The 18,214-nt window shown below is 32.2% G+C and carries 17 protein-coding genes; 13 read left to right on the top strand and 4 right to left on the bottom strand.

Going from position 1 to position 18,214, the window contains the following annotated elements; translation table 11 throughout:
* Positions 1-26 precede the first annotated feature (26 nt).
* The 3 genes from GBO31_RS05075 to GBO31_RS05065 all read left to right on the top strand — a co-directional run bounded on the left by GBO31_RS05075 (position 27) and on the right by GBO31_RS05065 (position 6,444).
* Positions 27-3,446 carry a T9SS type B sorting domain-containing protein gene (locus GBO31_RS05075; protein WP_219007238.1) on the top strand — a complete coding sequence of 1,140 codons (3,420 nt, stop codon included), beginning with the start codon at positions 27-29 and terminating at the stop codon, positions 3,444-3,446.
* Between the two features lie 80 nt (positions 3,447-3,526).
* The gene (gene uvrB / locus GBO31_RS05070) at positions 3,527-5,533 is read left to right on the top strand and encodes an excinuclease ABC subunit UvrB (protein WP_219007237.1); all 2,007 of its coding nucleotides are present in this window, start codon (positions 3,527-3,529) and stop codon (positions 5,531-5,533) included.
* A 14-nt stretch (positions 5,534-5,547) separates the two neighbouring features.
* Positions 5,548-6,444: a hypothetical protein gene (locus GBO31_RS05065; RefSeq protein ID WP_219007236.1), complete on the top strand. Its 897-nt coding sequence runs from the start codon at positions 5,548-5,550 to the stop codon at positions 6,442-6,444.
* Here GBO31_RS05065 and GBO31_RS05060 read toward each other — a convergent pair.
* The 3 genes from GBO31_RS05060 to GBO31_RS05050 are packed head-to-tail and all read right to left on the bottom strand — an operon-like array spanning position 6,441 to position 8,098.
* Positions 6,441-6,863, bottom strand: a complete 423-nt coding sequence (locus GBO31_RS05060) for an MGMT family protein (protein ID WP_219007235.1) — start codon at positions 6,861-6,863, stop codon at positions 6,441-6,443. The genes GBO31_RS05065 and GBO31_RS05060 overlap by 4 nt on opposite strands.
* A complete protein-coding gene (locus GBO31_RS05055) occupies positions 6,850-7,296 on the bottom strand; it encodes a hypothetical protein (RefSeq protein ID WP_219007234.1) in 447 nt (148 codons plus the stop codon). The genes GBO31_RS05060 and GBO31_RS05055 overlap by 14 nt, the downstream gene beginning before the upstream one ends.
* A complete protein-coding gene (locus GBO31_RS05050; protein ID WP_219007233.1) occupies positions 7,289-8,098 on the bottom strand; it encodes an RNA polymerase sigma factor in 810 nt (269 codons plus the stop codon). Before GBO31_RS05050 ends, GBO31_RS05055 begins: the two co-directional genes overlap by 8 nt.
* A gap of 250 nt (positions 8,099-8,348) precedes the next feature.
* Here GBO31_RS05050 and GBO31_RS05045 point away from each other — a divergent pair, with 250 nt between their 5' ends.
* The 6 genes from GBO31_RS05045 (at position 8,349) to GBO31_RS05020 (ending at position 13,722) form a co-directional block, all read left to right on the top strand.
* The gene (locus GBO31_RS05045; RefSeq protein ID WP_219007232.1) at positions 8,349-8,702 is read left to right on the top strand and encodes a hypothetical protein; all 354 of its coding nucleotides are present in this window, start codon (positions 8,349-8,351) and stop codon (positions 8,700-8,702) included.
* Positions 8,703-8,823: 121 nt separating this feature from the next.
* Entirely contained in the window at positions 8,824-9,639 is an 816-nt protein-coding gene (locus GBO31_RS05040; protein ID WP_219007231.1) for a LytR/AlgR family response regulator transcription factor, read from the top strand.
* Positions 9,640-9,813: 174 nt separating this feature from the next.
* Positions 9,814-10,470, top strand: a complete 657-nt coding sequence (locus GBO31_RS05035; protein ID WP_219007230.1) for a hypothetical protein — start codon at positions 9,814-9,816, stop codon at positions 10,468-10,470.
* Between the two features lie 129 nt (positions 10,471-10,599).
* Complete coding sequence (locus GBO31_RS05030; RefSeq protein ID WP_219007229.1) at positions 10,600-11,493, top strand: alpha/beta hydrolase; 894 nt, start codon at positions 10,600-10,602, stop codon at positions 11,491-11,493.
* Positions 11,494-11,572: 79 nt separating this feature from the next.
* Complete coding sequence (locus GBO31_RS05025; RefSeq protein WP_219007228.1) at positions 11,573-12,727, top strand: DUF418 domain-containing protein; 1,155 nt, start codon at positions 11,573-11,575, stop codon at positions 12,725-12,727.
* Positions 12,728-12,921: 194 nt separating this feature from the next.
* The gene (locus GBO31_RS05020; protein WP_219007227.1) at positions 12,922-13,722 is read left to right on the top strand and encodes a hypothetical protein; all 801 of its coding nucleotides are present in this window, start codon (positions 12,922-12,924) and stop codon (positions 13,720-13,722) included.
* A 189-nt stretch (positions 13,723-13,911) separates the two neighbouring features.
* Here the strand turns inward: GBO31_RS05020 and GBO31_RS27375 are convergent, their stop codons facing one another.
* Positions 13,912-14,619, bottom strand: a complete 708-nt coding sequence (locus GBO31_RS27375) for an alpha/beta fold hydrolase (RefSeq protein WP_429725691.1) — start codon at positions 14,617-14,619, stop codon at positions 13,912-13,914.
* Between the two features lie 196 nt (positions 14,620-14,815).
* On the opposite strand from GBO31_RS27375, the gene GBO31_RS05010 reads away from it, so the two are divergent.
* The 4 genes from GBO31_RS05010 to GBO31_RS04995 all read left to right on the top strand — a co-directional run bounded on the left by GBO31_RS05010 (position 14,816) and on the right by GBO31_RS04995 (position 18,122).
* On the top strand, positions 14,816-15,619 hold the full coding sequence (locus GBO31_RS05010) for a helix-turn-helix domain-containing protein (protein WP_219007226.1): 804 nt from the start codon (positions 14,816-14,818) through the stop codon (positions 15,617-15,619).
* Between the two features lie 181 nt (positions 15,620-15,800).
* Positions 15,801-16,337 carry a hypothetical protein gene (locus GBO31_RS05005; RefSeq protein WP_219007225.1) on the top strand — a complete coding sequence of 179 codons (537 nt, stop codon included), beginning with the start codon at positions 15,801-15,803 and terminating at the stop codon, positions 16,335-16,337.
* A gap of 183 nt (positions 16,338-16,520) precedes the next feature.
* Positions 16,521-17,078, top strand: coding sequence for a hypothetical protein (locus GBO31_RS05000; RefSeq protein WP_219007224.1), 558 nt, complete (start codon positions 16,521-16,523; stop codon positions 17,076-17,078).
* A 507-nt stretch (positions 17,079-17,585) separates the two neighbouring features.
* On the top strand, positions 17,586-18,122 hold the full coding sequence (locus GBO31_RS04995) for a DUF2199 domain-containing protein (RefSeq protein ID WP_219007223.1): 537 nt from the start codon (positions 17,586-17,588) through the stop codon (positions 18,120-18,122).
* Positions 18,123-18,214: the final 92 nt, after the last annotated feature.

Here is an 18,214-nt window from a genome sequence, read left to right as displayed (position 1 = left end):
TATATTTGGGTTTTTGAACTCAACTCATGAAATACATAACATTTGTCCTATTATTCTTTTTAAGCATCTCTATATTTGGACAAGGAGAAGCTAACAATTGGTATTTTGGGCAAAACGCTGGTATTAATTTTAGTACAACACCTCCTACTCCACTTACAGATGGAAGAATAAATACATTGGAGGGTTGTACCACGATTTCTGATGCTACAGGAAACCTTCTTTTCTATACAGATGGATCTACTATTTATACTAGAAATCATTTGATTATGCAAAATGGTACCGATTTAAGAGGAGATACCTCAAGTACATCTTCTGCTTTAATCGTACCACAACCTAATACTCCGAATATTTATATCGTATTTACAGTTGATGAACCTCATCATGTAAATACGGATAATGACCCAACCAATGATGATGGTGATGGTGTAAATGACGGATTATTATATTCTATAGTAGATATGTCTCTGGATGGAGGAAATGGCGCGGTCGTTTCTGGGCAAAAAAACCTTCCTTTAATTACTTATGACACCTCAAATCCTCAAGAAAGTTTATATAAATGTTCTGAAAAAATCACTGCTGTAAAAAGTGATGATTGCGATTCATTTTGGGTAATTACTCATTTTATAGACACGTATTATGCATTCAGCGTAGATCAAACAGGTGTGAATACGACTCCCGTAACATCACAAGTAGGTGTTACTGTTCCAATTTCAGGATATAGACGAAACGCATTAGGGTATTTAAAAGCCTCTCCAGAAGGTGATAAATTAGCAGTAGTACATTTTGGATTAACTAATGTAACAGGTGGTGATGGACCCGGAAAAGTACTTTTTTATGATTTCGATAATAGTACTGGAACTGTAAGTAATGAAGTTGAGTTATATAACGGAGATGCTCCTTATGGAATCGAATTTTCCCAAAGCGGTCAACGTTTATATGCTACAGTTGGTGAAGGAGATGGTGGATTTGGTAGTGGATTTTTAATGCAGTTCGATCTTACATTACCCAATAATCAAATTGCTGCCAGCGGAACCAGAGTTTTAAATGAAAATGGACAAGACACCTCTAATTTTAGTGCAGGAGCATTACAATTAGGTCCAGATGGAAGAATATACAGAGCTTTATATGATTTTAATGCTGGAATAGGTAATTATCTTGGAGTTATCGAAAATCCCGAAGAAATTGCTACAAATGTTATTTATCGAGATCAAGGTTTACTTGTAAATATAGATGGAAATAGAGGCTCCAGAATAGGGTTACCACCATTTATTCAGTCCATTTTTGCGCAAACTATAGATATTATAAATAGCGGTGACCCGAATAATGTAAACTTAGTACTTTGCGAAGGTGACACTTATAGATTAGAATATCAAGATATACCAACCGCAACCTATACTTGGTTTGTTGATGATGTGCAAATTGCAAATAGTACATTTTTCCTAGATATTACAACCACTGGAAATTATCGATTAGAAGTAGATCTCAATGATGGAAGTTGTCCGCTTATTGGTGTGGCAAATGCTACTTTTTTTGAGGTGCCTACTGTGCAAACCATACCTGCTAATGAAACCATTTGTGATGATGATAATGATGGAATTACGGACTTAGATCTCTCTGTTTATAACACAACTATACTTGGAACACAAGACCCAAATCAATTTCAGATACGTTATTTTAGATCTATTGCAGATGCAGATGCTGACTTGAATGAATTAACATTAAACTTCACTACAGAAACGAATCCGCAAACCATAGCGATAAGAATTGAAAACGTTGGAAATATAAATTGTTACGATACTGCTAGTTTCCTGATAGAAGTTTTTGATACTCCTACAGCTTTTCCAACAAATCCGATAGTCTCATGTGATAATGATGATGATGGAGATGATACGAATGGAATGATTGTTTATGATCTAACAGTAGCAGATACCGATATTTATGGAGGGCAAAACGCTGCAGATTTCACGTTAAGCTACCATACGACTTTAGCGGATGCTCAAAATAATACAAATCCAATAGCAGATCCGGCAAACACTGTTTTATCTAATACAATGACAGCAGTGTATGCTCGCCTAGAAAATAACTTAAATACAAGTTGTTTTGACACATTTGAAATTCCTGTAACCATCAATTTATTGCCTGTGGCCAATAATACTTCTTTATCACAATGTGATGAGTATTTAAACACCAATGATGGTATTACTTTATTCAATCTAAACGAAGCAATTAATCAAATTACTGGTGGTGCTTCTGATCGCACTGTTTCATTTTTTGAGAATATGGTTTCTGCGGATGCAAATGCGCCTTCGATTTTGAACACAGATGTATACCAAAACACTACTCCTAATCAGCAATTATTTGCACGGGTTGTTGATGATATCACTGGATGTTTCAGAATTTCTACCTTAGACTTAGTAGTTAGTACTACCTCTGCAAATGATGCCGTGTTAAGTATTTGTGATGATGATGGTATTGAAGATGGATTCCAAGAATTTGATCTTACTCAGGCTGACGCACAGGTTCTTTCAGGAATTGGAAATCCAAACTTAACCGTAGCCTACTACGAAACTATCGAAAATGCACTTAGCGAAACAAATCCAATCACTATATACAACAATGTCACATCTGGAACACAAGGTCAAGATATCATTTATGCCAGAGTAGAAGATAACTTAAATCAATGTTTTGGGATTAATGAAGTAGCTCTTTTTGTAAATCCTTTACCTGATATTGAAGAAGAAGGAGAAGCGTTCCTATGCGAAGGAACAAGTATTACTATTGATGCAGGATTAGCATCTGGAAATCCAAATGATTTTGATTTCTTGTGGACTCCTAGCGGTGCTACCACAGAAAGTATTAATGTTTCACAAGCAGGAACTTATATGGTAACCGTTATGAATCAACTTACCGGTTGTTCTAAAGATCGTACCATAACTGTAACCGAATCCTCACCAGCTACCATTATCCAACCTATAGAAATCAATGATGCTTCTGATAACAATACAGTAACGATCAATGTTTCTGGATCTGGAGATTATGAATATGCTATTGCTTTTAATGGTAGTAATATCCGAACGTATCAAGATAGTCCTACATTTATTGATGTTCCGCCAGGTTTTCATACCGTTTATGTTAGAGATAAAAATGGTTGTGGTCCTGAGGCCACTCAAGATATTTCAGTTGTCGGATTTCCAAAATATTTTACACCTAATGGCGATGGTTTTCATGAAACTTGGAATGTAGAAGGAATATCTTCTCAGGTTTTAGGGAATTCTATTATTTATATTTTTGACAGAAGTGGGAAATTACTGAAACAATTGGTCCCTTCTGGAAACGGATGGGATGGCACATATGGAGGTGCGCTAATGCCTTCAAGCGAGTATTGGTTCCGTGTAGAATTAGGAGATGGCAGAATCAGAACTGGAAGCTTTTCTTTGATACGATAAACTTTCCCTAAAACTTATCTTCTCTAGCAAAAAACATATGAGTATTCTGTATCTTTATTCAGAAAAGATAGAAGTATTCAATGAAGTTCGAACTTACATCCGATTTTAGCCCAACAGGAGATCAACCACAGGCGATAAAACAACTAGCTGATGCTATTGAAGCAGGAGAAAGATATCAAACACTTTTAGGAGTTACTGGTTCTGGTAAAACGTTTACTGCAGCAAATGTAGTCGCTACAGTGCAAAGACCTACTTTGGTGTTAGCGCATAATAAAACATTGGCAGCTCAGTTATATTCTGAGTTTAAACAATTCTTTCCAGAAAATGCTATTGAGTATTTTGTTTCGTACTATGACTATTATCAACCAGAAGCGTACATTCCTACTACGGGAACTTATATAGAAAAAGATTTATCTATTAATGATGAAATTGAAAAGCTACGTTTAAGTGCTACCTCTTCTCTACTCTCTGGAAGAAGAGATGTACTTGTGGTTGCCTCAGTTTCTTGTCTGTATGGTATTGGAAATCCAGTTGAATTTCAGAAAAATGTAATTTCAATCCAGCAAGGACAGTTTGTATCTCGAACTGCATTACTTCATAAATTAGTACAAAGTTTATATTCCAGAACGGAAGGAGAGTTTTTGCATGGAAATTTTAGGATAAAAGGAGATATAGTAGATATTTATCCTAGCTATGCGGATGATGCATTTAGAGTACATTTCTTTGGTGATGAAATTGAAGAAATTGAAGCTTTTGATGTACAGACTAATGAAATTATTGAAAAATATGATCGCTTAAATATCTACCCTGCGAATATGTTTGTAACTTCTCCTGAGGTATTACATGGTGCTATTGATCAAATAGCTTTAGACCTTGGAAAACAGGTAGAATACTTTAAAGAAATAGGAAAGTTTCTGGAAGCCAAAAGATTAGAAGAACGAACTAATTTTGATCTGGAAATGATAAAGGAATTAGGGTATTGCTCTGGAATTGAAAATTACTCAAGATATTTAGATGGTAGAGATCCTGGAACAAGGCCCTTCTGTTTGCTAGACTATTTCCCTGATGACTATTTAATGATTGTAGATGAAAGTCATGTTACTATTCCTCAAACACATGCAATGTATGGTGGAGATCGATCTAGAAAAGAAAATTTGGTAGAATATGGTTTTAGATTGCCTGCAGCCATGGATAATCGACCATTAAAATTTGAAGAATTCGAAGCACTACAAAATCAAATAATTTATATCAGTGCTACTCCTGCTGATTATGAATTACAGAAAAGTGAAGGAACTTATGTAGAACAAATTATCCGACCAACAGGATTATTAGATCCAATTATAGAAGTACGACCAAGTTTAAATCAAATTGATGATTTGATCGAAGAAATGCATAAACGTATTGAAGTCGATGAACGGATCTTAGTTACTACACTAACCAAAAGAATGGCAGAAGAATTGACAAAGTATCTTACAAGAATAGATATTCGCTGTCGATACATACACAGTGATGTGGATACGTTAGAACGTGTTGAAATCATGCAGGACTTGCGTAAAGGTCTTTTTGATGTGCTGATTGGTGTAAATCTACTTCGTGAGGGATTGGATTTACCAGAAGTATCATTAGTAGCTATTTTAGATGCTGACAAAGAAGGTTTTCTAAGAAATAATAGATCACTAACACAAACTATAGGAAGAGCAGCGAGAAATGTAAATGGATTAGCAATCATGTATGCAGATAAGATTACACAAAGTATGCAAGAAACGATTGATCAGACCAATTATCGTCGTGAAAAGCAGATCGCCTATAACACAAAACATGGTATTACTCCGAAAGCAATAAAAAAATCGTTAGATAATGCTTTAGCTGGTAAAAAAGTAGAACCGTATCAATTTGAAGCAGCGCCATCCTTACAAGCAGCAGAAGAAGAAACTGCCTATTTTACAAAAGAACAATTAGAGACTCGTATCCGAAATGTTCGAAAGGAAATGGAAAAAGCCGCAAAAGAACTAGATTTTATGACAGCTGCAAGACTGAGAGATGAAATTAAAATGTTACAAGAAAAAATACAAAATCAAAAAGTATGATTTTGAAATAGCCAATGATAAATTATTCCTGCATCGCTAAAAAAAGAATACAACGTATAAGAAAACCTTTACTGCTTTTTATACTTTTAATTTCTGTATGCAGTTGTAAAATAGCAGATCTCAGAACAACCAACATTTCTGATGCTTCGGTTCCAAGAGAACCAAAGGCAATCGAATTAATTAATACGGTAATTGAGAATCAAGGTTTAGATGTATTAGAAAGTTCCGAAACCTATTCCTATAAAGCAATTGATCATTGGAAAGGAATATTTTCATGGGGCAATCCATTTCCAGAGAATAAAGAATTAATGGTACTAAAATTCCGTCCCAATTCTTTTGATGGTCAGTTTCATTATCCCCAAAAAAAGAATTATAAAACCTATGGATTGCAATCCATGAATTACTATGAAATTAATCATGAAGGAACTGTAAATTTTAAAAACAATAAAAAAATACAATTTGCATTACCTGCAATTCAATATCTTTTTGAGCTACCTTTAAGATTACGAAATGTTCCCATTCTAAAATATGCCGGTGAACAACTATTTGAAGGTGAAAAATATGATTTGGTGTTTGCCACTTGGAATTCTGTGGAACCTAATAAGAAATATGATCAATATTTGTTATACATTTCCAAAGATGGATATCTAAACTTCGCCAGTTATACCGTAAGAGAATCTAGTGCTATTACTCCTAAAAATATATACGGTTCCATTCGCTATGAAAACCGAATCCAAAATGCAGATGGAATACAGTATCCTTCTACACTATATATTCAGTTAAATGCTTTGAAAGAAAATACCGAATGGATTCGCAAACTGACTATTTCAGATGTACAACTCAATAGTTTTCCTATTAGTGATTTGTATCCCAATGCAACTATTGAATTTATGGGAGACTCAAAAAACTAATATTCAAAAGAAAAAAGAACATCTTCAGTAAAGTTTACTACAGCATCTCCCTTTGTAGTATAATTTATTTCAAACCCTTCATCTTCAATTTTAGAAACCCATTGCTCATAATTTTTTGATTTCACCATCTTTTTATCATTACGTACTACTCTCCAAAAAGGGATTTTAAAATCAGGCTCTAATAAAGTATGGCGTTCAGCAATTTTTTTAATAGCATTTCCAGTTCTCATAGGACAAGCAACATGAGTTCCTTGAATTTTAGCCAAATGTGATGCTAATTCCTTAATTGTAGTAATTTTACCAACAGGAATCTGCTTAACTAATTCCTCTACTTCGGCCACAGAAGGATGTAGCATAGTTCCTTTTCCAAAGTACTTTTCCATCGTAGTAGGAATAGCAACAATTTTAGACTTTTGCATATTCAAATCGTTTATAAAGTTTAGAAGCAATAAAATTTGCTATAATTAATTCAAAAAGACTTAAGGGTAAGGTAATCCATAACATGGACCAATCAGAATACCCCATATTTGCAGCGCCAACCCAAAAAAGTACAAAGAAAAATATCCAAGAGAATAAAGCCGAATACACTACAGAGCGATTCGTATTCCCAAATCGTTGACTGTATAACCAAAATGTAAAAACACACATTGCAGTTAATACCATATCCCAAATTCCCCAAATACCAAAAATCCTCCAATTCATATCGGCAATAGCTTCTGAATAATTCCAATATGATTTTACCCTAGGTATCACAAGAACAAAGTATCGAAATACTTCAGAAATATGAATCCAAATACTAGTCAGTAATACCACAAAAGTGAAAGTCTTTACATCAAATTCTTGTTTATTCATGAGATAAAATGGCTTTAATATTTTTAACTATAATTTCTGGTGCTTTAAAAGATGGAACCGAACGATACACTGCAATTGATTTTTCTACTTTATCAATTTTTTCAATCAGATCAATACTTCGTTTACTCAGATCAGCAAATCGCAGTCGATTAGGTTCGATAATATTTTGATCTACTAAAAAATCAATTTTCTTAACACATCTGCATGGGTTGTTTGTATTGACCAAACCACACTTCTTATCCAGAAAATTTCTAATTTTCACTCTGGAACGTGATAATTTCTTTCTAAAGTTTTCTGGAGAGATTTCTACAATAGCAGCTCCTTCTTTACTATTAAATTCTAGAATTTCTGAAAGTATATATACGATTCTATCTATAGGTTTTAAACAAAGCAATAAACCTTGTGTACAACTCACTTTGACCTCTTCCTCCAATAATTTCAACTCTCCATCATTAGAAGCATACGATACACGATTCGAATGCCCAGAATCAATCAACACCTCATAATCGGAAAAAGGCATTGGAAACTCTTTGCCTTTCTTTTGTTTTTGGGTTAACAAATAATTTGTTGCAATGCGATATACCCAAGTAGAAAATTTACTCTTATAGTTAAAGGTGCTTAAATGTGTAATTACTTTCACCAAAATCTCCTGAGTAGCATCTTTTGCGTCTTCAGGAAACAATAACATCTTCAAAGAAAGGTTGTAGATATAATCCTTAATTTCTAACACCACTTTTTCTAAAGATTGTTGATCTCCAGTATTTGCTTTACGCACTAATATTTCTAAAGTATCTTGCTTCATTCTATTATATTAGACAAAATAACTTGAACAAGTGTGACATACAATAGAAAAAATATCCATATTGATATTAATTTCTATAAAAAATCAGTAACGATTACACTTCTGATCACGATTCTTCATACTTCAAAAAGTGCAATTCTTAGTCCTTTTTTTGTAGCATCAAAACACTAATGATGAAGCATCTTTGTGATATAATAATTCACAACAATTGTGAAACAACTTATATCAATAATCATTAAAATCAAGAACTATGAAATTTGTAACCAAAAGAATACACGCTTTCTTAGACTATCCTGTTGCTATTGCATTAATGGCACTTCCATTTTTATTAAACCTTGGTCAATCTAATCCTTTAGCATTATGGCTTTCTGTTGCTACAGGTGTTGCTGCCTTATTACTTACTATACTAACTGATCACCATTTGGGGGTTGTACGTGTCATACCATACAAAGGTCATTTATTAGTAGACTTCTTAGTAGCTATTGTATTTGTTATAGCTCCTTTTATTTTCTCTTTTGAAGGAATTGATGCCTACTATTATTGGATTAATGGAGCGGCAGTACTTACTGTAGTAAGTTTACATAAATCTGAATTAGCAGTTTAATCTGCATTAAGAATAAATACTGTTCATCATTGTGGAGATAAATTATGGTTTGATACTATAATTTGTCTCCACTTTTTATATAAATTAGAATCGTACTTTTGGAAAAGTAGATAAATTTATAATGACCACTACTCCATTTCATTTTAAACAGGCAAATCGTTTTATACCTCATATTCTATTAGTTGGGATAGGAATTGGTACTGCTAATTATATTATAAATGGCACACTCAATTGGGTACAATGGTGTATCCAATCCTTATCCACAAGTCTTATCATTGGTTATACTCTTGTAGTTATTGGATTGAATATATCTTGGTTTACAGCTATTTTTAAATCAAAATTAAAGGTCTATCTTTTCATTGCTCTTACATTTTTTGGTATTGGAGTATTTGCAACCGAAGTAGAGCATTTTATCAGATCTTTAATTTTCCAAACACAACAATTTGTCCCTTTTTCTTCTGGCAACATGTATTTTTTTAATGGAATTATTTCCTTGATTTTAGGATTTAGTTTTTTTCAAAATCAAATTCTTAAAACAAAAAACATCAAATTTAATCCTCCTGAAGAAGCTGAAACAGCTAAGCCAATAAACGATACTGCATCTATTACCAGTATTCCAGTGAAGCAAGGAGAAAACATTTTTCTAATTCCGATTGATGATATTGTTTGCTTTGAAGCTTTTGATAATTATTCATTTGCATATACTCATAAAGCAGAAAAGAAATTATGTGATTATTCCTTATTATTTTTAGAAAAACGATTGAATTCAAATTTTTCCAGGATACATCGAAAATATATTATAAACAAACAATACATCAAAAAAATAACACCTCATCTAAATGGACGTTACATTATTGATTTTACTACAAATCAAGAAACTATAACGAGTAGTAAAAGCTATGCTCCTACCATTCGAAAACTTATAAAAATTGAATGATTTTACTTCCATAAAGCAATTTTATCTAATTAGTGTTTGAGAGAGTAAATCCATTCACTCTTTTTTTTATATCACTTACCAATAATTCAGACCACCCACCCTTTTTTACTTTCGTAAACTTCTTTATTTCAATTACTTGTATTTCAAATCATTTAAAACAAATACATAATTGATATGGAAGTCGCTCATAAACTAAACATCTTACTACACATCATTACAGGTTCGCTAGCACTCATACTTGGAGTAATCGCTTTAATCACGATCAAAGGTGGTAAAACACATAACAAAACCGGTCGATACTTTTTAAAACTTATATTGATAGTTATCATAACGGGTTTGATGGGTGTATTCGTTTTTGGAAGAAATACCTTCTTATTAGTTATTACTGTATTAAGTGGATATGTATCTTTTTCTGGATATAGAATCTTGCTTCATAAATCAAATACACCAAAGAAAATAGATATTCTAGCAGCGATTATCAGTCTCTTAGTGTTAGCATATTTTCTATATTATTTCAAATCCATCGGAATGATTTGGTCTCCGATTGTTATTTATAGTACTGTTGGTGCCTTATTGTTTGTAATTACTTATGATTTTTTAAGATACTTAATCCCTACCAAAAAATATAAAAAACATCGAATTTGGATATATGAACACATTTACAAGATGATTAGTGCTTTTTCTGCGTTACTATCGGCTTTTTCGGGAACTGTATTTGAAAAATATCAGCCTCATAGTCAATACATCCCATCTGCTCTTAGCATCCTTTTAGTAATTGTTTTTATGATCTACGTATATAAAAATGGATTGCGAAAATTTCCCAAACAATAAAACCCCTTGATTGATGAAGTATCTAGACTCTTATTCATTTAATTAAAGTATATTGTAAGAGATGTAGCAGTATATCTAAACATACTGCCTATAATAAAGCAACAAAGTAAATAGAAGCTTACAGACAATATGCTTAAAAAAATTCTGAAAATCGCTACCGTTTTTATCATATTAGTAGGAACTGTAGTTGGTATTTACGTTCATAAGATTGCTCCATATGCTATTATCAAACCACTAAGAGTCAATGAAAACCTAACACCAATTGATTTAGGACTGGAAAGTGACGTCATTGAGATTAATGGAGCAGATACTACAAAACTAAAAGGATACTGGATAAAAAGTAAACTCGACACTCTAAAAGGAGCTGTCATTTTCGTTCATGGAATTGGCAGTTGTAAAGAACATGGATTAGGAGTTTCAAAATTACTTTCAGAACAAGGAATTGCCTCTATAGTTTTTGATGGAAGAGCGCATGGCGAAAGTACTGGTGAATTTACTACTTATGGATTTCACGAAAAAAAGGATATCTCCAAAATTGTAGATTGGATCAAAGCAAAAAATAATAATATCAAAATTGGTATTTGGGGAAACTCTCTTGGTGGTGCCATTGCGCTACAAGCATTAGAGTTCGATCCTCGTATTGAATTTGGTGTTATCGAAAGTACATTCACAGAAATGGATCAAATCGTATATGATTACTCCAAAAAAATGATGAAAGGAATCATTATCAAACCAATTTCTGATTATGCACTGAAAAGAGCTGGAGAAATTGCCAATTTTGATCCTAATCAAGTAAAACCTATAAACTCCGTTACAAAAATTGAACAACCCATTTTGATTGCTCACGGAGATGCTGATCTAAATATATCTGTTACTTACGGAAAACAATTATTTGATAACCTGAAGTCTACAGATAAGGAATTGATCGTCGTAAAAGATGGTGGACATTTAGATCTTGCAGAAAAAGGAGGACCTGAATATACAGCAAAATTGATGAAATTTATTCATCAGCGTTTGGAGTAAAGTGAATCATGAATGCAAAACAACAAAAACTAGAATTCGATAAAACGCAGTGTAATTTCTAAAAAAATTAAAAGGAATAATGAGTACTAAAACAAGGATACACATCTTAGATGTATTACGAGGCTTTGCCATCGTTTCTATTATGCTTTTACATTCTATTGAACATTTTGATATCTATTACTTTCCTGAACAGCTACCAGCTTGGATGAAATCTCTAGATAGTGCCATATGGGAAACCATGTTCTTTTTATTTAGTGGAAAATCGTATTCTATTTTTGCACTATTGTTCGGTGTTACCTATGCGATTCAGTTATCACGACAACAAGAAAAAGGAAAATCCTTTGCAGGAAGATTTGCTTGGCGAATGTTATTATTATTCGGATTTGGAATCTTAAATTCCGCTTTCTTCCAAGGAGATGTATTGACTATATATGCTGTATTAGGTGTGCTATTAATTCCTTTGTCTAAGTTTAAAGACAGTATCATTTTAGTAATAGCAATAATTCTTTTGTTATTGCCTTATGAGTGGTCCAATCTTATTTATGCCTTGCAACATCCAGATGAGAAAATAAATGATCCTATCTCTTGGAGTTATTTTGGTAAAATGTTAGCGTATGTGGGAGAACCTTCATTATGGGATACCATTATTGGAAACCTTACCAATGGTAAAATCGGAGTATTACGTTGGAATTGGGAAAATGGTCGATTTTTTACCATTATAGCACTATTTTTATTAGGATATCTATTAGGAAAACATCAAAAGTTTCATGAAACTGATATGAACATACAATTCTGGACCAAGGTTTTAAAGATTTCTAGTATCGCTTTCATTCCATTATATATCCTAAAACGAAACATGGATTATTTTATCGAAAGTGATATTATAAAACGTTCAGCATTAACCATAGAAACGAGTATTACTAATTTTTCATTCATGCTAGTACTGGTATCTGGAATTACCTTACTTTTTTATAAAACAAAAGCTAGAAACGCATTCATGTATTTTTCTAGGTTTGGGCGGATGAGTATGTCTAATTATATCATACAATCGATCATTGGTGGTGCTATATTTTATGGATGGGGATTAGGATTGTATAAATATACGGGCGCTACCTATGGTTTATTAATTGGTTTAGCAATGACAATTGTAACGGGTATATTCTGTAAATGGTGGGCAAAACGTTATAAACAAGGGCCATTTGAAACCTTATGGCATAAAGCTACATGGATATAAACACGATGTCTAATAATGTTCTATGGTGATAAAACTGGATTCTAAATATGAATCGATAGAATTTTATAGTAAATTTCCATCACAAAATAAAAAACAACCGTTGAATTAAACGTTTATTATACGTTTGTATTCGGTTATAATAATAAATATATATACTAGTACATATACAACTACGTTAGGCACAATTAGGAAGAATGAAATGGCTTAAAAACATAGAGGACTTTACCGAGCATATTTTTAGCAATAAAGAAAGAGCGGCTAAACGGCACTTAAATAATGTGAATGCTGAAAAACCTCGTGAAGTATTTGAACAAACTTGCCAATTAATAGCTAATGAATTGAATATCATTGGATTTACCTATTATCCTAGCCAACATAAATTGAAACTTGAAAGCAAGGATAAAAAACACAACTTGTTTATAAAGTTTTCATCAAATCGAGATAATGTTGCTGGACAATATGTAGAACTATCAGCCGTATTTTACATTGAATCTAAAGACTTAAAAAAATATTCCAAAAATCATCCTCTTTTGAATTATTGGAATGAAACAATGATTGGTCGGGATATAGGTGCATTAGTAAAAGGTGGAGAAGGAAATATTATTTGGAATCTCGCCGATAAAAAACAATTTGAAAATGCAACTTTAATAATTCCTAAAACGATAAAAGAAAGCTTGATTGGTGTTTTTGGAGACTTACAAGATTCTGAAACAATCTCGAAGGAAATTGAAATGGATAATTTTGAATTAAGTAATCCAATAACTACTGTTCAATACCTATTAATGATTGACAAACAAAATGTTGCTGAGAAATACCTCTCTACATTTTTGACTCGTAAGCCAGAGAAAATTTTAGAAGATTATAAGAAAGCTATGGAGCAATTTAAGAATGAAGGAACTCCTGCTGAATTTATTCACGGTATGGGCTATGGCTTTGAAGTTGCTCTTCTTGAAACTGAATATAAATTAAAAATAAAAGTGCCTAACAATATATAACAAATCATAGCCGCCTATCGGCAGGCTACGCTTGTTATATTAAACGTTGCGAAACATTTTGAGCAAATCAATAACAATTAATTAATATGAACAAAAAATGGTTGTTATAGAAAATAAATAATCGGAATTATCAAGAAAATCCAGGCTTTAAAATAGGCGATGAACTTATTTTTTATGTATTCATTGTAGYTAATTACCCTCAAATATTGATTTTGCCATTTTCTTAGCTATTTCAACTGTTGATGGAGCAGAAAATGGTTTTTTAAATTCTTTAATCCAATAGATTATATGGTTTGGTTTTTCATTAGTGATAAAATGAGAAGATGCAGGTAATACACATAGGTTTGCCATTGGCAATGCTTCGAATATTTCCATTGTGTGTTTCATTCGAATAGCATCTCTGTCTCCTACCATAAGTAAGACAGGAACATTAATTTTTCGAATACTATCCATTGATATTTCCTTCTGATGTGCCATTAAAGCTACCTGTTTTCTCATCTTGGGATCGGGTACCTGATCGTATTTTTTCACAAAAGCTTGCAGTTCTGGTTTTAATCCAGAGAATCTAGCATTAGCGCCGGATAAAACCATTCGATTCAATTTATGTGTGAACTTATATCCTATAATCAACCCCAAAATACCACCATCACTATGCCCCCAAATGCTATACTTTTCGTGTTTTAATTTTTTCATTAGAGTAATTACATCATCAACCATATCAAAGTAATCTAAATCGCCTTCAGGACAGCTACTACGGCCGTGACATCTAGCATCTACAGCAATAACTTGATGATGTTTTATCAATTTTGGAATCATGCTATATCTTCCTGCAGCAGAGCCTCCATTACCATGAAGAATTAATAAGGGTTCTCCTTCTCCAAATACTTCATAATTCATCTTTCCCCAATCCATTTTTAAAAAAGAACGTTCTCCTTTTATGCCATTTTCTAATGTCACTTCTGTTTGAGCTCCTGCAATGGTATATACGAAACTTATAACTAATAATAGTAGTACTTGATTTTTCATTCTAAAACTTTAAATTTATACAAACCTACAAGTACCTTTATTTAAATAATTGTAAAAATTAGACAAAATGATACTTATTGAAGAAGTTCCTGTCTTTCCGACTGTAGCGAAATATGTTGATAGATATCAGTTATTTATTACTAAAGAGCCTATATTTTTCAAAACTATACCGAATGGTAAAATCGAATGTTACTTTGTTAAACAAGGTGAATTTAGTAGGTGGGATTTTGAAACAGAGTCTTTTATTTTAAGTGATACATCAGGAATTTTACCCGCTACAAATAAAGCTACATTTTATCATATTCCTGGTAATACTATTTGTTTGAATATAAAGTTCAAGTTAACCATTATTAGTGTATCATTATTCAAAGAGTTGTTGACAAATTGGCAAGGTTTTAAACTTACAGAACTAATTCCTACAGTTGAACAAAAAAACATTCTTTCTGATATAACGGGAGAAAATCCTATTATACCAGTTCATCAGCTTGACATAATTATTGAAAATTGTCTGGATCGATACCATGTTGATTTAAAAATAGATAAAGTTATTCAGCTAATAAAAGGTCAAATAACCGATCAACTAAGAGTTGTTGATCTAGCTGACAAAATGAATATGTCTCCGAAATCTATGGAGCGTTGGATTAAAAAACAGTTCAATTTATCTCCTAAAGAATTATTGCAGGTCATGCGTTTTGAACATGTTTCTTATGAATTAAAAAATCAACCAAATAGTAAACTTGTAGATTCTATAACATATGGTTATTATGACCAATCACATTTTATAAAGGAATGTCGCAAAATTACTGGATATTCCCCAAAAATTTTCTTTTCCAAAATGGAACTTCCAACAAATGATATCATAATTGAATAATCCTATCCATCAAGACTGAAATTAGATGGGTAAAACATTTCGCAACAAGGTGTATAATTCATTGCTAGTACTCGCCTACCTACGAAAATCCTTGAGGATTTTTTATATAGTTTGTATTTGCTAAATTAGTTACTCAAACACGCAACTAGATTATACAAGAGACGTTGTGGTTAATTACAAAATGAATAAAATATTAATTTTAATAATATTCTCACTTCTTGGATATAATAACATATCTGCCTGCTCCTGTAAGAAAGAAAAGACAGTAAAAGGCGCTTTTGAATATCATGAATCTATTGTGCACGGAAAAGTTTTGAATAAAACTCTGGTTACTGTTGGGAGTACCATGAAAAAAGAAAAACTGGATTCACTAAAAGAAGTTTACAAGGAAGATAATAATAAATTAAAGAGTCTTTCCTATAAATCAATCCTAAAGGTGGAAGTAGAAGTTATAAGAGAATTTAAAGGTAAGTCAGAATCAAATATTGTAACAATTTTCACTCATAAATATGGATCTGCTTGTGGTTACACGAGATTTGAAGTAGGAAAAGAGTATCTAATTTATGGATCATCTAAAAGCTATTTGTATTTCCAGTTTCAAAGAAAAGGGAAGTATATAAATTACGAACTTGAAAATACTTTTTGGACTTCACACTGTTATAGAACCAAGAAATATCTAAAATCCGAAGCTCAAGAATTGAACAAGTTAATGGACTAAAAAAATATCTATAACATTATATAACAAAACATAGCTACCCTTTTGGTCAACAACGTTTGTTATATTTACTGTTATAACTCATAAATAACAATCCAGTATTAATATACGACGATTCGGAAGAAAGACATAATTAGACTCAGTAAGTTATTGGAATTTGCAACCGTCAAATTATAAAAACAAATTATGAAACCAAAAACTCTGTGTCTAGTTGGATTATTTTTTTTCGTTACTAGTTACGTATTTTTTTCTCAAGGTTCCTTGAGTGAACAAAAACATATAGATCTAGCTCACTGGTTTAATTTGATTGGAGCTGTACTATTAATCAATTTTAATAACGTATTTCCAAAGAATAGATTAAATTCCATCGCATCGGTTTTGACAGCAATAGGGGTTATTGCACACATTGGACTTTGTACAATTGATTTCATTATGTGGAGCTTCGGAAATGATAATGTTGGGAGGAATGAATTAAGTGAACAAATTAACAATACACCACTAATTCTATATCCATTTGTGATTGCTGGACCATCTTTCCTTTTTGTTGGACTAGCAGCACACGCTTTGAATTTTATCAAAATTAATCCTATTGGTTCTCTTATGGTAATAATTGGTGGGCCATTTATTGGGCTCTCCTATTTTATTTGGAATAATGGAATTTTAATGTTAGCAAGCTGTATTATTTTCTCATCTGGATTAGGGATAATTCTATTCAGAAATGAAATACAAAAATCTAAAAAATAACGAGTTACAACAAAATACATGATGTTATAACAGCTAACTAATCCATTAATAGGTTATTGTATATTTATGAAGGCGCAATGTTTGCAGAATAGAAAAGTTAGAAATCAATGCGCAAGAAAAACCAAAAAGCAAGGTAACATTTTGCCCTGCTACGATACATATATTAAACGTTATCCAATATTAGATAAAAAATTGAACATTACACTTCGAAATATAAAATGGACTAAGAAAAGTGGAATTCTGATTATCGGAATTTGTTTAAGTGCAATGTTTTTAAAATATTTGGTTCAACCTTACCGAGGAACTTGGATTTACCAGTATGGTAGTATGATTTCATTACTTGTTTTCTATGGAGGAATTTTATGGTCGTTCATTAACACAATACTTTTAATTTCAAAACATAAAACTAATTTGAAAGATAATCTCATTTGGATTTTTTTAAGTGCAATTCCTTTTTTGTACATCGGAATAATGATGATAATCGCAATGAGTAAAACCTATTAAATAATGTTCTGGAAAAAAAAGAAGAACAAAACAGCTGAATTTAAATGCCCTGAATGTGGACAAGTCCATTCGGAATGGCCTGCTTTGACTTTTAAATCACCAGCGAATTATGATTTTTTATCTGATAAAGAAAAAACTGAACTTGGAAAATTAGATTCTGACTTTTGCGAAATTCATTACGAAGACCAAATTGACCGATTTATAAGGGTAACACTGACTCAAAAAGTGAATGATACTTGTGAAAACTTGGATTACGGACTTTGGGTTTCGTTAAGCCAGAAAAGCTATTCAGATTATAAAGCAAATTTCGACAATGAAAATCACGAAACTGGATACTTTGGTTGGCTATGTAGTAATATTCCAGAATATGGAAACACTATGTCAATTCCTCGTGATGTAATGACCAAAACAGGAAACAGTAGACCTGAAATTTTTCCTCATCAGGATTTTGACCATCAATTCGTTAAAGATTACTACGATGGAATCACAAAATCAGAAGCGGGAAAAAGAATAAATGAAATGATAAAAAACCTTGGGTAACACGGTGTATAAAACATAGCTCATAAGTACTGAACCGAAAGGTTTGTGTATATTTAGAAAGTCTACCAAATTTTTAATTTGGCTTTTAAAAA

The organism is Aquimarina litoralis (assembly GCF_019295435.1).
GTDB classification, from domain to species: Bacteria; Bacteroidota; Bacteroidia; order Flavobacteriales; family Flavobacteriaceae; genus Aquimarina; species Aquimarina litoralis_A.
This window is presented reverse-complemented; position numbering and strand designations above follow the sequence as displayed.

Bases quoted from the DNA above. Each gene is read 5' to 3' on its own strand.
- GBO31_RS05045 (WP_219007232.1), top strand. From the start codon at position 8,349: ATGAAATTTGTAACCAAAAGAATACACGCTTTCTTAGACTATCCTGTT.
- GBO31_RS05010 (WP_219007226.1), top strand. From the start codon at position 14,816: ATGATACTTATTGAAGAAGTTCCTGTCTTTCCGACTGTAGCGAAATAT.
- uvrB (WP_219007237.1), top strand. From the start codon at position 3,527: ATGAAGTTCGAACTTACATCCGATTTTAGCCCAACAGGAGATCAACCA.
- GBO31_RS05050 (WP_219007233.1), bottom strand. From the start codon at position 8,098: ATGAAGCAAGATACTTTAGAAATATTAGTGCGTAAAGCAAATACTGGA.
- GBO31_RS05000 (WP_219007224.1), top strand. From the start codon at position 16,521: ATGAAACCAAAAACTCTGTGTCTAGTTGGATTATTTTTTTTCGTTACT.
- GBO31_RS05040 (WP_219007231.1), top strand. From the start codon at position 8,824: ATGACCACTACTCCATTTCATTTTAAACAGGCAAATCGTTTTATACCT.
- GBO31_RS05030 (WP_219007229.1), top strand. From the start codon at position 10,600: ATGCTTAAAAAAATTCTGAAAATCGCTACCGTTTTTATCATATTAGTA.
- GBO31_RS05020 (WP_219007227.1), top strand. From the start codon at position 12,922: ATGAAATGGCTTAAAAACATAGAGGACTTTACCGAGCATATTTTTAGC.
- GBO31_RS05025 (WP_219007228.1), top strand. From the start codon at position 11,573: ATGAGTACTAAAACAAGGATACACATCTTAGATGTATTACGAGGCTTT.
- GBO31_RS05075 (WP_219007238.1), top strand. From the start codon at position 27: ATGAAATACATAACATTTGTCCTATTATTCTTTTTAAGCATCTCTATA.
- GBO31_RS05035 (WP_219007230.1), top strand. From the start codon at position 9,814: ATGGAAGTCGCTCATAAACTAAACATCTTACTACACATCATTACAGGT.
- GBO31_RS05055 (WP_219007234.1), bottom strand. From the start codon at position 7,296: ATGAATAAACAAGAATTTGATGTAAAGACTTTCACTTTTGTGGTATTA.
- GBO31_RS05065 (WP_219007236.1), top strand. From the start codon at position 5,548: ATGATAAATTATTCCTGCATCGCTAAAAAAAGAATACAACGTATAAGA.
- GBO31_RS05060 (WP_219007235.1), bottom strand. From the start codon at position 6,863: ATGCAAAAGTCTAAAATTGTTGCTATTCCTACTACGATGGAAAAGTAC.
- GBO31_RS04995 (WP_219007223.1), top strand. From the start codon at position 17,586: ATGTTCTGGAAAAAAAAGAAGAACAAAACAGCTGAATTTAAATGCCCT.
- GBO31_RS05005 (WP_219007225.1), top strand. From the start codon at position 15,801: ATGAATAAAATATTAATTTTAATAATATTCTCACTTCTTGGATATAAT.